Annotated in this window: 14 protein-coding genes; 7 read left to right on the top strand and 7 right to left on the bottom strand. The window is 71.8% G+C overall.

The window, feature by feature from the left end; genetic code table 11:
* Positions 1–38 precede the first annotated feature (38 nt).
* The 3 genes from VF330_RS01825 to VF330_RS01815 all read left to right on the top strand — a co-directional run bounded on the left by VF330_RS01825 (position 39) and on the right by VF330_RS01815 (position 3,393).
* Positions 39–1,067, top strand: a complete 1,029-nt coding sequence (locus VF330_RS01825) for a 6-phosphofructokinase (RefSeq protein WP_330849791.1) — start codon at positions 39–41, stop codon at positions 1,065–1,067.
* Positions 1,068–1,230: 163 nt separating this feature from the next.
* Positions 1,231–1,587, top strand: a complete 357-nt coding sequence (locus VF330_RS01820) for a putative quinol monooxygenase (protein ID WP_330849693.1) — start codon at positions 1,231–1,233, stop codon at positions 1,585–1,587.
* 3 nt (positions 1,588–1,590) lie between these two features.
* Positions 1,591–3,393: an FAD-dependent monooxygenase gene (locus tag VF330_RS01815; RefSeq protein WP_330849692.1), complete on the top strand. Its 1,803-nt coding sequence runs from the start codon at positions 1,591–1,593 to the stop codon at positions 3,391–3,393.
* A gap of 38 nt (positions 3,394–3,431) precedes the next feature.
* Here the strand turns inward: VF330_RS01815 and VF330_RS01810 are convergent, their stop codons facing one another.
* The 4 genes from VF330_RS01810 to VF330_RS01795 form a co-directional block, all read right to left on the bottom strand.
* Positions 3,432–3,791 carry a nuclear transport factor 2 family protein gene (locus VF330_RS01810; RefSeq protein WP_330849691.1) on the bottom strand — a complete coding sequence of 120 codons (360 nt, stop codon included), beginning with the start codon at positions 3,789–3,791 and terminating at the stop codon, positions 3,432–3,434.
* Positions 3,788–4,246, bottom strand: a complete 459-nt coding sequence (locus VF330_RS01805; RefSeq protein ID WP_330849690.1) for a cupin domain-containing protein — start codon at positions 4,244–4,246, stop codon at positions 3,788–3,790. Before VF330_RS01805 ends, VF330_RS01810 begins: the two co-directional genes overlap by 4 nt.
* A gap of 11 nt (positions 4,247–4,257) precedes the next feature.
* Positions 4,258–5,739, bottom strand: coding sequence for an NAD(P)/FAD-dependent oxidoreductase (locus VF330_RS01800; protein WP_330849689.1), 1,482 nt, complete (start codon positions 5,737–5,739; stop codon positions 4,258–4,260).
* Positions 5,740–5,816: 77 nt separating this feature from the next.
* Positions 5,817–6,599, bottom strand: coding sequence for an IclR family transcriptional regulator (locus VF330_RS01795; RefSeq protein ID WP_330849688.1), 783 nt, complete (start codon positions 6,597–6,599; stop codon positions 5,817–5,819).
* 39 nt (positions 6,600–6,638) lie between these two features.
* Between VF330_RS01795 and VF330_RS01790 the strand changes: the two genes are divergently transcribed.
* Genes VF330_RS01790 through VF330_RS01775 form a run of 4 tightly spaced genes read left to right on the top strand, consistent with a single transcriptional unit; the run spans position 6,639 to position 9,758 of the window.
* Entirely contained in the window at positions 6,639–7,409 is a 771-nt protein-coding gene (locus VF330_RS01790) for an SDR family oxidoreductase (RefSeq protein WP_330849687.1), read from the top strand.
* Between the two features lie 11 nt (positions 7,410–7,420).
* Complete coding sequence (locus VF330_RS01785) at positions 7,421–7,948, top strand: cupin domain-containing protein (protein ID WP_330849686.1); 528 nt, start codon at positions 7,421–7,423, stop codon at positions 7,946–7,948.
* On the top strand, positions 7,945–8,829 hold the full coding sequence (locus tag VF330_RS01780) for an alpha/beta fold hydrolase (protein ID WP_330849685.1): 885 nt from the start codon (positions 7,945–7,947) through the stop codon (positions 8,827–8,829). Before VF330_RS01785 ends, VF330_RS01780 begins: the two co-directional genes overlap by 4 nt.
* The gene (locus tag VF330_RS01775; protein ID WP_330849684.1) at positions 8,829–9,758 is read left to right on the top strand and encodes a 2,3-dihydroxyphenylpropionate 1,2-dioxygenase; all 930 of its coding nucleotides are present in this window, start codon (positions 8,829–8,831) and stop codon (positions 9,756–9,758) included. Before VF330_RS01780 ends, VF330_RS01775 begins: the two co-directional genes overlap by 1 nt.
* On the opposite strand, the gene dmpG is transcribed toward VF330_RS01775, so the two are convergent.
* Genes dmpG through VF330_RS01760 form a run of 3 tightly spaced genes read right to left on the bottom strand, consistent with a single transcriptional unit; the run spans position 9,755 to position 12,443 of the window.
* A complete protein-coding gene (dmpG, locus tag VF330_RS01770; RefSeq protein ID WP_330849683.1) occupies positions 9,755–10,753 on the bottom strand; it encodes a 4-hydroxy-2-oxovalerate aldolase in 999 nt (332 codons plus the stop codon). The genes VF330_RS01775 and dmpG overlap by 4 nt on opposite strands.
* Positions 10,750–11,670, bottom strand: coding sequence for an acetaldehyde dehydrogenase (acetylating) (locus VF330_RS01765; RefSeq protein ID WP_330849682.1), 921 nt, complete (start codon positions 11,668–11,670; stop codon positions 10,750–10,752). The genes dmpG and VF330_RS01765 overlap by 4 nt, the downstream gene beginning before the upstream one ends.
* Positions 11,667–12,443, bottom strand: a complete 777-nt coding sequence (locus VF330_RS01760) for a 2-keto-4-pentenoate hydratase (RefSeq protein ID WP_330849681.1) — start codon at positions 12,441–12,443, stop codon at positions 11,667–11,669. Before VF330_RS01760 ends, VF330_RS01765 begins: the two co-directional genes overlap by 4 nt.
* Between the last annotated feature and the right edge of the window lie 42 nt (positions 12,444–12,485).

Below are 12,485 nucleotides of genomic sequence, written 5' to 3'. Positions count from 1 at the left end.
AGTCTGCGTGACACAGAACACGAGAGATGGGGAAGCAGATGCGCATCGGTGTGCTCACTGGCGGTGGTGACTGCCCCGGTCTGAACGCCGTGATCCGGGCCGTGGTCCGCAAGGGCATCAAGGCACACGGCTGGGAGATCGTCGGGTTCCGCAACGGGTGGCAGGGCCCGATCGAGAACCTCACCAAGTCGATCGACCTCGCGGACGTCGAGGAGATCCTCACCCGCGGTGGCACGATCCTGGGCTCGTCGCGCACGAACCCCTACAAGGTCGAGGGCGGTGTCGACCGCATCCGCGAGACCATCGCGGAGAACGGCATCGACGCCATCGTCGCGATCGGCGGCGAGGACACCCTCGGTGTCGCCAAGCGCCTGACCGACGACGGCATCGGCGTCGTGGGCGTGCCGAAGACGATCGACAACGACCTCGGCGCCACGGACTACACGTTCGGCTTCGACACCGCGGTCCACATCGCCACCGAGGCCATCGACCGCCTGCGCACCACGGCCGAGTCGCACCACCGCGCGCTCGTCGTCGAGGTCATGGGCCGCCACGCGGGCTGGATCGCGCTGCACTCCGGTCTCGCCGGTGGCGCGAACGTCATCCTCGTCCCCGAGCGCCCGTTCAACGTCGACAAGGTCGTCGAGCACGTCGAGCGCCGCTTCGAGAGCGAGTTCGCGCCGATCATCGTCGTCGCCGAGGGCGCGATCCCCGAGGGCGGCGCCGAGGTGCTGCACTCCGGTGAGCGCGACGCGTTCGGCCACGTCCGCCTCGGCGGCGTCGGCCAGTGGCTCGCGGAGGAGATCGCGGACCGCACCGGCAAGGAGTCCCGCGCGGCCGTCCTCGGCCACATCCAGCGCGGTGGCACGCCGACCGCCTACGACCGCGTCCTCGCGACCCGCTTCGGCCTGCACGCCGTCGACGCCGTCGCGGCCGGTGACTTCGGCACGATGGTCGCGCTGCGCGGCACCGACATCGTCCGCGTGAAGCTGTCCGAGGCCACCGCCGAGCTGAAGACGGTTCCGGCGGAGCGCTACGAAGAGGCCGAGGTCTTCTTCGGAGCCTGATACATCGGATATCGGTTCTTCCCGGAAGCCGGGTGTCGACGTCGTCGGCACCCGGCTTCTGCTTTCCGTGCGGGAGTCCCGCTCACCGGGACGCGCGTTGTGACCGGCCTCTCCCCGGCTGCGATGGTGAATTCACCATCCGTTGAGCAACTGAGGAGACCCGATGAGCGACGCGCGACCCGTGCTGCCCGAGCCGGACGCCGACGAGACCGGTCCGTACACCCACCTCGGGTTCTGCCGGGCCAGGCCGGGACACGAGGACGAGGTCGAGCGGCTGGTCCTCGGGCTGGTCGAGCCGTTGCGCGCCGAGGAGGGCTCGGTCGAGTTCCACGTGCACCGCGACCGCGCCGACCGGGCCGAGTTCGTGATCTACGAGGTGTTCCGCTCGAAGCGGGACCTGGAGGAGCACCTCGCGCAGCCGTACGTCGGCGAGTTCGTCCACGCGATCGGGCCGCTCGTGGAGGGGCCGCTGCGCCAGCGGTTCCTGCGCATGTCCAGCGCGCTGCCGGCGGGGGAGTAGGCCGTGGGACTTCTCGTCATCGCGGTCGTCACCCTGCTGGTCCTCGCGACCCGGAAGCTGTGGGGACGGTTCACCGGCACCCCGCTGCCGCTGGTCACCGCCCGTCCCGGCAGCGGGTTCCTCACCCGGCTGGGCAAGGCGAAGAACCGTCCCGCGGTGCGGCCGCCGAAACCGCGGGCGGCCGCACCGGAGCGGCTGCCTCGCTACGACTGCGACGTGCTGGTCGTCGGCGCCGGGCCGAGCGGGCTGATGACGGCGGCGCTGCTCGTCCGCCAGGGGGTGAAGGTCTGCGTCGTCGACGCGAACGCGGGACCGGCGACCGAGTCGCGGGCGTTCGCCGTGCAGGCCCGCACGGTCGAGCTGTTCCGGAGCATCGGGCTGGACGGCGAGCTGCTCGGCCGCGGCGTCGTCACCACCGGGATCCGCTTCCACATCAGGGGCAGGCACGTCGGCGGCCTCGACTTCGACCGGGCGAGGGCGGAGACCACGCCGTACCAGTTCATCCTCATGGCGCCGCAGTCCGAAGTGGAGGAACTGCTGCTCCAAGACCTCGCACGGCACGGCGTCACGGTCCGCCGCGGCACCAGGCTCACCCGGCTCCACCAGACCGAGGACGCCGTCACCGCCCTGCTCGGCGAGCGGACGGTGACGGCCCAGTACGTCGTCGGCGCGGACGGCGCCCACAGCACGGTCCGCCGGCAGCTCGGGCTGAGCTTCGACGGCGACAGGTACGGCCAGCGCTACCTGCTCGCCGACTGCCGCGTCGAGTGGCCGCTCGACCACGCGCACTTCCGGGTTTTCATGAACGGCAGCCGCATCGGCCTGTTCCTGCCGCTGCGGGGCGCGGAGAGCTCGCGCGTCATGGTCACCGACTCCGGCGACCCCGAGGCGCCGTTCGACCTCGACGTCCTCCAGTCCGAGCTGCGCGAGGCGATGCGGCTGCCGGTCACGCTCAGCGCCCCGACCTGGACGAGCCGCTACCAGGTCCACCTCAAGGGCGTCGACAGCTACCGCGCGGGCCGGGGGTTCGTCGTCGGCGACGCCGCGCACATCCACTCGCCCGCGGGCGGTCAGGGCATGAACACCGGCCTGCACGACGCGGCCAACCTGGCGTGGAAGCTCGCCGCCGTCCTCCGCGGCGCCGACCAGGACCTGCTCGACACCTACGACGCCGAACGCCACCCGGCCGGCGTGCGGCTGCTGAAGTTCACCGACCGCCTCTACCGCGTGGCGGCGGGACTGGACGGCTGGAAGGCGTGGCTGCGCGACACCGCGGGACCGTTCCTCATCGGACGGATGTCGGCCGCGCCGCTCCCGCACCGCAGGTCGTTCCACCGCCTGTCGCAGCTGAGCCTCGGGTACCGGCCGAGCGACATCAACGTCAACGAGCTGCTGTACTCGCTCAAGGGCCCGCTCGCCGGCCACCGCGCCCCGGACGCCCGGATCAACGCCCGCGAGCAGGTGTTCGACCTCTTGCAGGGTTACCGGATGCACGTGCTCGCGTTGTCCCGCAGGCACCTCACGACCGCGGAGATCACCGAGCAGTCCGAAGCGCTTGCGGCACTGGGCGTCCGGACCCACCTCGTCACACGGGTCGAGGCACGGCCGGACCCGCGCGTGCACCAGGCCGACTCGGCGCAGGTGTTCGAGCACTACGGCCTCACCGAGCCGGATTCCCAGGCCCTGTACGTGATCCGGCCCGACGGGCACGTCGCGTGGCGGTGCGACGAGCTGGACGTGGAGGCCTGCCGACGTTTCCTCGCCACGTTCTCCGGCCAGGCCGCGGACACCCTCCGGGCGGCATGAGAAGAGGGGCCCGGATCCCACTCCCGGGCCCCTCCTCCTCACCCCAGAGCGGGGGAGATGTCCATGTGCACGCGGTACTCGACGACCTGCTCGCCGGACATCCGGATCACCGTCACGCACGGCAGCGCGAGCGGTTTCCCGTCCGGCGCCTCGGTCTCGATGGTGAACCGGCAGAACAGCTGGTCGCCCACCTCGGCGACCTGGTCGACCACGTGCCGCACCCACGGCAACGCGCCGGCGGCACCCGCCGTCGCCGCCACGACCGCGGCACGGCCGATCAACGGCTCGTCGTTGCCGAACACGTACGTGGCGTCCTCGGCGAACCAGGCGCCGAACGCCTCCGCGTCCCCGGCGTCGACGGCGGCGCACATCCGCCGCACCATGTCGCTGCGGTTCACGGCTTCTGCTGCAGCGAGAGGCCGTGCCGCACCATGATCTCCGCGACCAGCGTCATGTCGCGCGGCCCCGGCGGCAGCTCGGACAACGCCTGGTAGTAGTCCTCCAGCCCCGGCGGCGACACGACGGCGACCACGCGGGTCTCCTCGTCGTACGGGTTGTGGAACATGTGCGGCACCCCGCGCGGCATCAGCAGCGAGTCGCCCGGCCCCAGCACGTGCTCCTCGCCGTCGAGCTCGACCACGACCCGTCCCTGCACGCACGTGAACAGCTCGTCCTCGCGCGAGTGGACGTGGGTGGGCGGACCGCCGAGGTTCGGCGGCACGACGTACTCGAACAACGAGTACGCGCCCTTGGTGTCCGCGCCGGTCAGCCGTGTGTGGATGCCGAGGCCGATCGCGCCGACGTTCGTGCCCTCGCCGGTGCGGTAGACGTGGTGCTGCTGTTCTGCGGGCATGGTCTCCAACCTCATTTCGACTCGGCCGCCGGCTCGGCCGCGCGGGCCTCGAGCCGGGCGAGCAGCTGGGGCGTCACCTTGCGGTACGCGGAGGGCGCGACGGGGTTGAGCCAGTGCGTCGCGCGGGCCGCACGGCCGATCTGCAGGCCGAGGTCCGAGAGCACCTCGTCGGCGTTGTGCAGCGAGAACGGGATGATCTTGGTGCCGCGGCAGTGGTGCGTACCCGTCGCCTCGTCCATGAACGCGAGCTGCGCGGTCACGTCCGCCCGCCGGGCCGCGTCGTCCGGCAGCGAGAGCGCTCCCGCGAGGTCGGCGGTGATCCACAGCGCGGCCATCTCGGCGTTGAGCGGGCTGAAGAACGACGAGTTGTAGCCGTTGAAGTACAGGCCGGGCACACCGATCGGCTGGATCTGCCGGTACAGCGCGAAGTTGCCGCGTTCGTCGAACAACCGCCGCTGCACGGCGTCGGGCAGGAACGGCACGCCCTGCGTGAACCCGGTCGCGCAGACGACGAGGTCCGCGGGCAGCACCGAGCCGTCGGACAGCACGGCGCCGCCGGACTTGAGCCGGGCGATGGTCCTGTCGCGGTGCACGCGGATCGAGCCGTCCGCGACGCCCTCGAAGAACCCCTCGGTGGCGAGGCCGATCGCGCCCTTGACGATGTCCTCCATCCGCCCGGACGGCACGAGGTCGTGCTGCGCCAGGCCGAACTGCTTGACCGACACCGAGCCGAGCGAGTTGAGCATCGAGCGCCGCGCCCCGTTCGCGGGGCCGTGCAGGAACTTCTCGGCCCCGCGCAGGAACCGGTAGCGGAAGAGCGCCTCGCCCATGCGGGTCAGCAGCAGCATCTTGAAGTTGACGACGCCGGCGATCTTGCGCGGCACCTTCCACAGCAGCTGGCGCGCGATGACGTCGGCGCTCGCGGCGACCTTGCTGATCGGCACCGTCACGTCGCAGGCCGACTTGCCGTAGCCGACGACCAGGACGTGCTTGTCGCGGGCCTCCTCGGCGTCGTGGAACTCGGTGCCCGCGAGCACCCGCCCACCGGCCGCCTCGAACTCGTCACGGCCGGGGAACGCCGGCACCGCGGGTTCGCAGAACACCCCGTTGGCCACGACGACCCGGTCGTAGCGGTAGGTCGTGCCGGTGTGCGTGGTCAGGTCCCACCCGTCGCCGGAGGGCACGACCGACGTCACCGTGGTCTCCAGGCGCAGGCACGCGTCCACGCCGAAGTGCCACGCGTACGCCTTCAGGTAGGCCTGCACCTGCGCACCGGTGGGCCACTCGGGCAGGTCCTTCGGCATCGGGAAGTCGGAGAACGAGTACTGCGCCTTCGGGCTCTGCGTGGTGAGCCCGGGATAGCGCCGGGTGCGGCTCCACACGCCGCCGACGTCCGGTGTCCGGTCGAACACCTCGACCTCGTGCCCTGCCTGCAGCAGCACCTTCGCGGTGGTGAGGCCGGCGACTCCGGCGCCGATGATCGCGACTCGCATCCTGCTCCTCCTCGGTGAGGATGTGACGGCCCACACTGTGGAGCGGGGGCGCGGTCGCGACCAACCGGGAGTCCCGGCTAGTGGGACTCCCACCGGCGCGTCGAGTACGCCCGGCTCGCCGCGGCCGCCGCCATCCGCACCGCGGGGCCGATGCGGTCCGGCCGCACGGCCGCGCTCGGGCCGGTCACCGACAACGCCGCGGCGGGCTCGCCGGTCGCGGTGAAGATCGGGGCCGCGATGCAGCTGATGCCGACGTTGCCCTCCTCCTTGTCGTAGGCCCAGCCCCGGTCCGGGATCGCGGCGAGCTCGCGCCGCAACGCCGTGGGACTCGTGATGGTGCGCGGGGTGCGGCGTTCCATCCCCGCGGCGATCACGGCGTCCACTGTGGACGCGTCGGAGTAGGCGAGGATCGCCCGGCCCAGTCCGGAGCAGTGCGCCGGGATGACGCCGCCGACCTGCGACAGCATCGGCATCGGCTGGTGCCCGGTGATCTTCTCGACGACCAGCACGTGCGTGCCGTCGAGGACACCGAGCTGGACCGTGACGCGGGCGGCGGCGTAGAGGTCCTGCAGGAACGGCAGCACGGCCTCGCGCAGCTCGTGCCGCACCGGCACCAGGCCGGACAGCTTGAACAGGCCGGTGCTGATCCGGTAGCGGTCGCCGGGTTTGTCGAGCCAGCCCAGGTCGATCATGCGCGCCGCCGTGCGGTGCACCGTCGAGCGCGGCAGGCCGGACCGGCGCACCAGCTCCGCGAGGCCCAGCTCGCGGTGGCCCGCGTCGAACGCGTCGAGGATCGCCGCCGCGCGTTCGAGTGAACCGCTCGGCTCGCCCGGCTGCGAGTCCCGGTGACTGGGACTCATCCTTGGTCACCCACTTCCACACGGCGACTGTAGGAGCCCATGGACGCAAACACCACGCGGGTCGCGCTCGTCGGGGGCGGCGCCGGCGGAATCGGGGCGGCGACGGCCGCGGCGCTCCTCGCGAGCGGGCACCGCGTCGTGCTGGCGGGCCGCACGGAGTCGACGCTGGAGGAGACCGGCGCGGCGCTCGGCGCGGACCACGTCGTCTGCGACCTCGCCGACCCCGCTGAGGCCGCCGCGGTCGTCGACGAGGTCGTCGACCGGCACGGGACGCTCGACGTGCTCGTCGTGAACGCCGGTGGGCCGTCGCCGGGGGAGATCTTCGCGGTGCCGGACGCACAGTGGCACCGCGACCTCGACCTGCTGCTGCTCGGCCCGCTCGCGTTGCTGCGCGAAGCGTTGCCGCCGATGGCGGCGCGCGGGTTCGGCCGGGCCGTGCTGATCACGTCGACCGCGGTGCGGCAGCCGCAGCCCGGTCTCGCGTCCTCCACGGTGCTGCGCGCGGCCGTGACGTCGGCGGCCAAGCTCGTGTCCCGCGAGTTCGCGGCGCAGGGCGTCACGGTCAACTGCGTCGCTCCCGGCGCGACTCTGACGCCCCGGCGGCGGGAGGTGCTGCGCCGCCGGGCGGAGGCGGCGGGCGTGGACCTCGGCACCGCCGCCGCGCACGACCTCGCCGACATCCCGGCGTCGCGTGCGGCGGATCCCGCCGAGATCGCCGCCGCGGTGGCCTTCTTGGCGTCACCACAGGCCTCGTACGTCAACGGCACCGTGCTGACCGTCGACGGCGGCCGCACCGAGTTCTCACTCTGAAGGGGACAGCATTGGCCACCTCAGGACCCGACTTCGCCCTGACCGACTTCCTCGGGGCGCTCGCGCACGCGGTGCGGCCGGACGGCGGCCGTCCGCTGGTCGTGCACGACGACGAGCTGGAGACGATCCCGCCGGGCGCGGTGCCGAACCCGACGACGCTGCGGATCGCGGGCAAGCTGCCCACGTCGACGTTCGAGCTGTTCCGGCAGGTCATCCTGCCGGGCGAGAGCTCCGACATGCAACGGCACCACCACGAGACCGTGCACTTCGTGATCTCCGGCGACGGGCACAGCGAGATCCAGGACGCCGAACCGGAGAAGTTCGAGACGGTCACGTGGACCACCGGCTCGTTCGTCTACACGCCGCCGTGGACCTGGCACCGCCACTACAACGACTCCACCTCGGCGCCGGTCGAGTTCCTCACCATCGAGAACTCCCGGCTGCTCGCCCTCTTCGGGCTCGCGCGCAGGCAGAGCGCAGGACTCGCGACCTTCGACGAGGCCCGCGCCCGTTTCGACACCTCCGGGGAGGACCAGTGATTCCCGACCACGTCAGCATCTGGGGCGAACTGTCGCATGTGGACCACGTCGTGCGGCACGTCGACGTCCCCGTGCGCGGCCACACCGTGCGCACCAGGGTCCTGCAGGCGGGCGCCGGACCGGAGCTCGTGCTGCTGCACGGCACCGGCGGCCACCTGGAGGCGTACGCGCGCGACATCGCGGGACTGGCGGAGGACTTCCACGTCACCGCCTACGACATGATCGGCCACGGCTGGTCGGACCTGCCGGACCTGCCCTACACGATCGACGTGCTGTCCGAGCACCTCGTCGGGCTGCTGGACGCGTTGGACGTCGACCGAGCCCACCTGTCCGGTGAGTCGCTGGGCGGCTGGGTCGTCGCGTGGGTCGCGGCGCACTTCCCCGAGCGCGTCGACCGGCTGGTGCTGAACACGCCCGGCAACATCGCGAACAAGCCCGAGGTCATGCGCCGCATGCGGGACAGCACGATGGCCGCGGTGCTCGACCCGAGCGAGGAGACCGTGCGGCGGCGGGTGGAGTTCCTGTTCCACCACAAGGAGATGGTCACCGACGAGCTGGTGGACCTGCGTCGCCAGGTCTACTCGCGGCCGGGGTTCGTGCAGGCGATCACGAACACGCTGGTGTTGCAGGACCCCGTGGTGCGCAAGGACTTCGCGTGGGACCCCGCGTGGGTCGGGAAGATCGCGGCACCGACGTTGTTGCTGTGGACCAGCCACGACCCGACGGGCGGCCTGGACGAGGCCGACATGTTGCTCGGATGGCTGCCGGACGCGCGGTTGCACGTCATCGACGACGCCGGGCACTGGCCGCAGTGGGAGAAGGTCTCCGAGTTCCTCGACACGCACCGCACGTGGCTGTTGCACGGAAAGGATCCGTCCTGATGGCCGAGATCATCGGTTTCGCCGGCATGTCGCACAGCCCGTTCGCGACGCTGCTGCCGCCCGACGGGAACGGCCCCGGCTCGGTGTTCCTGCGCGACGCCGACCGCGTGCGCGTCGCCGTGGACGAGCTGGCGCCGGACGCCATCGTCGTCATCGGCCCCGACCACTTCCACGCCAACTTCTACGACGTGATGCCGCCGTTCGTGCTCGGCGTCGAGGAAGCGGTGGGGTTCGGCGACTTCGGCAGCAGCTCGGGGCCGTTGCCGGTCGAGCGGACGCTGGCGTGGTCGGCGCAGAGCGGGCTCGCCGACGCCGGGTTCGACGTGTCGCTGTCGTACTCGCTGACGGTCGACCACGGCATCGTGCAGAGCTACGAGATGATCACCGGCGGCACCACCCTCCCGTTGGTGCCGCTGGTGGTCAACACGGCCGCGCCGCCGCTGCCGTCGCTCGACCGGTGCGTGGAGCTGGGACGGGCGCTGGGGGCGGCGTTGCGGTCGTCGGCGTTCCCCGGACGGGTTCTCGTCGTCGCCAGCGGCGGGCTGTCGCACTGGCTGCCGTCCAACGACCCGCGCGACCCGTCGGTGGTGGGGGAGCGGCGCGAGTCGTTGATCCGGGGCCGTTCCCACGTCCACGAGTTCGCCGCGGCGCGCGAACCGCGGGTGCGGGCGATGGGCGGCAACCCCGACGCGAAGGTGAACGCGGTGTGGGACCGGTGGTTCCTCGACCGGCTGGTGGAGGGGTCGGCGGGTGAGGTCGCGGGGATCGGGCACGAGGCGCTGGAGGACCACGCCGGCAGCGGCGGGCACGAGATCCGCTGCTGGCTCGTCGGGCAGGTCGCCGTCGGCCTGCCCCTGGTGTGGACGAGCTACGAACCGGTGCCCGAGTGGATCACCGGCATGGGCATCGGGACCACGTTCCCGGTCTAGCGCGTGAGGTCCAGGGCGATGTCGGTGAGCATGTCCTCCTGGCCGCCCACGAGCCGCCGGCGTCCGGCCTCCAGCAGGAGCTCCCGGACGTCGGCGCCGGTGCGTTCGGACGCGGTCTCGGCGTGGCGCAGGAACGAGCCGTAGACGCCCGCGTAGCCGAGGGTGAGGCTTTCGCGGTCGACGCGCACCGGGCGTTCCATCAGCGGTCGGACGAGGTCGTCGGCGGCGTCCTGAAGGGCGAACAGGTCGGCTTTGTGCTGCCAGCCCTGAAGGTTCGCGACGGCCACGAACGGTTCGATCGGGCAGTTGCCCGCGCCCGCGCCGAGTCCGGCCAATGACGCGTCGACCCGTGTGGCGCCTTCCTCGACGGCGGTGAGCGAGTTCGCCACCGACAGCGAGAGGTTCTCGTGGGCGTGGATGCCGATTTCGGTGTCTTGGTCGAGGACGTCGCGGTAGGCGCGGACGCGGTCGCGGACGTCGCGGGGGAGCAGGCGGCCGCCGGAGTCCGTGACGTAGACGCAGTGCGCGCCGTAGGACTCCATCAGTTTCGCTTGGCGCGCCAGCTCTCGCGGCTCCGCGAGGTGGCTCATCATCAGGAACCCGGACACGTCCATGCCGAGCTCGCGGGCGCCTTCGACGTGCTGGGCGGCGATGTCGGCCTCGGTGCAGTGCGTGGCGATCCGGACCGACGTGACACCGAGGTCGTGGGCGCGCCTCAGGTCGTGGAGGGTGCCGATGCCGGGCAGCAGCAACGTGGTGAGCCTGGCGCTGGTCAACGCTTCGGCGGCCGCGGCGATCCAGTCCCAGTCGGTGTGGCTGCCGGGGCCGTAGACGAGAGACCCGCCGCTGAGCCCGTCGCCGTGCGCGACCTCGACGGCGTCGACTCCCGCCGCGTCGAGTGCCCTGGCGATCTCGGCGATCTTCCGGGGCGTGATGCGGTGCCGCAGGGCGTGCATGCCGTCCCTGAGGGTCACGTCTTGGAGGTAGATCCTCATGCCCGCACCACCGCTTCCGCCATCGTCTCCGCGACGCGCAGTGCCGCGCTGGTCATGATGTCCAGGTTGCCCGCGTACGCCGGCAGGTAGTCGGCCGCTCCCTCGACTTCGAGCAGCACGGTGACCTGGTGCGTCACGGGATCGGTCGTGAGGGTGTCCGGCTGGGTGACCGGGGTGATCTGCACCTGCTGCTTGAGGCGGTAGCCGGGGACGTACCCGGCCACCTCGCCGACCATCCGCTCCACGGACTCGCGGATGTGCTGGTGCGTCTCGGGATCCGGTGCGTCGACGAGCGCGAGCACGGTGTCGCGCATGGTGATCGGCGGGTCGGCGGGGTTGAGCACGATGACGGCCTTGCCGCGTCTCGCGCCGCCCACCTTCTCGATGGCGTGCGCGGTCGTCTCGGTGAACTCGTCGATGTTCGCGCGGGTGCCGGGACCGGCCGACCTCGACGCGATGGAGGCGACGATCTCCGCGTACGGCACGGGCGTGACCCGGCCGATCGCGGCGACGACCGGGATCGTGGCCTGACCGCCGCACGTGACCATGTTGACGTTCCCGGCGTCGAGGTGCTCGTGCAGGTTGACCGTCGGCACCACCATCGGCCCGATCGCCGCCGGGGTGAGGTCGATGACCCGTTTCCCGTGCTGCGCCAGGACTTCGGCGTTCTTCAGGTGCGCGCCGGCCGAGGTGGCGTCGAAGACGATCTCGACGTCGTCGAAGCCGGGCATCTCGACGAGCCCCCGGACCCCTTGCGCCGTCGTGGGAACGCCGAGCCTCGTGGCCCTGGCGAGACCGTCCGACGCGGGGTCGATGCCCACCAGCGCGGCGACCTCCAGCGTCGTGGACCGCCTGAGCACCTTGACGACGAGGTCGGTGCCGATGTTGCCCGACCCGATAACCGCGACCTTCGTCACGACTGCCTCCCGAACGCAGCCCGCACCGTGCCGAGACCGGTGATGGTGGCTTCGACCTCGTCGTCCGCGGCGACCGGGACGACGGGCCCGAGCGCACCGCTGAGCACGACGTCCCCCGCCCGCAACGGGTCGCCGAGCTCGACGGCCGTCGTCGCGAGCCACGCGAGGGCGGTGAGCGGGTCGCCCAGGCAGTCGGCGCCGGTGCCGGCCGAGCGCTGCTCGCCGTTGAGGCTCAGCGTCATCGACACGTCCCGCGTCACCACGTCCGCGAGCTTGGTCTGCTCCGTGCCGAGCACGAACAACCCCGCCGAGGCGTTGTCCGCCACCGTGTCGGTGAAGGTGATGTCCCACTTCGCGATGCGGCTGTCCACGATCTCCAGCGACGCCTGCGCGTACGCGACCGCCTGACCGGCGGTCTGCTCGTCGAACGGCCCGGTCGTGAGGTCCGCGCCCAGCACGAACGCCACCTCGGCCTCGACCCGCGGTTGCAGCAGCCGGCCCGTCGGCAGGGTGGCGCCGTCCTCGAACGCCATGTCGTCGAGCAGCACGCCGAAGTCCGGCTGGTCCACGCCCAGCTGCCGGCGCACCGCCGGGGAGGTGAGTCCGATCTTGCGCCCGATGACGCGCGCCCCGGCGGCGATGCGCGCCTTGATGTTGCGGCTCTGCACCGCGTAGGCCTCGTCCTCGCCCACGAGGTCCCGCACGGGCGCACAGGTGACCTTGGTGCGCGCCGCCGTGGCCAGGCGCTCCGCTGCCAGTTCGACTTCGTCCATGCCGCACATCGTGGCCGTGGCACGGGTTCGTTGTGGACTCCG

The organism is Lentzea sp. (assembly GCF_036380075.1).
GTDB lineage: Bacteria > Actinomycetota > Actinomycetes > Mycobacteriales > Pseudonocardiaceae > Lentzea.
The sequence above is the reverse complement of the archived record's forward strand: the minus strand, read 5'-3'. Positions and strand labels throughout refer to the sequence as shown.

Coding starts and splice junctions, on each gene's coding strand:
- dmpG (WP_330849683.1), bottom strand. CDS start 10,753: ATGAGGATCTACCTCCAAGACGTGACCCTCAGGGACGGCATGCACGCC.
- VF330_RS01775 (WP_330849684.1), top strand. CDS start 8,829: ATGGCCGAGATCATCGGTTTCGCCGGCATGTCGCACAGCCCGTTCGCG.
- VF330_RS01760 (WP_330849681.1), bottom strand. CDS start 12,443: ATGGACGAAGTCGAACTGGCAGCGGAGCGCCTGGCCACGGCGGCGCGC.
- VF330_RS01805 (WP_330849690.1), bottom strand. CDS start 4,246: ATGCCCGCAGAACAGCAGCACCACGTCTACCGCACCGGCGAGGGCACG.
- VF330_RS01820 (WP_330849693.1), top strand. CDS start 1,231: ATGAGCGACGCGCGACCCGTGCTGCCCGAGCCGGACGCCGACGAGACC.
- VF330_RS01795 (WP_330849688.1), bottom strand. CDS start 6,599: ATGAGTCCCAGTCACCGGGACTCGCAGCCGGGCGAGCCGAGCGGTTCA.
- VF330_RS01800 (WP_330849689.1), bottom strand. CDS start 5,739: ATGCGAGTCGCGATCATCGGCGCCGGAGTCGCCGGCCTCACCACCGCG.
- VF330_RS01825 (WP_330849791.1), top strand. CDS start 39: ATGCGCATCGGTGTGCTCACTGGCGGTGGTGACTGCCCCGGTCTGAAC.
- VF330_RS01790 (WP_330849687.1), top strand. CDS start 6,639: ATGGACGCAAACACCACGCGGGTCGCGCTCGTCGGGGGCGGCGCCGGC.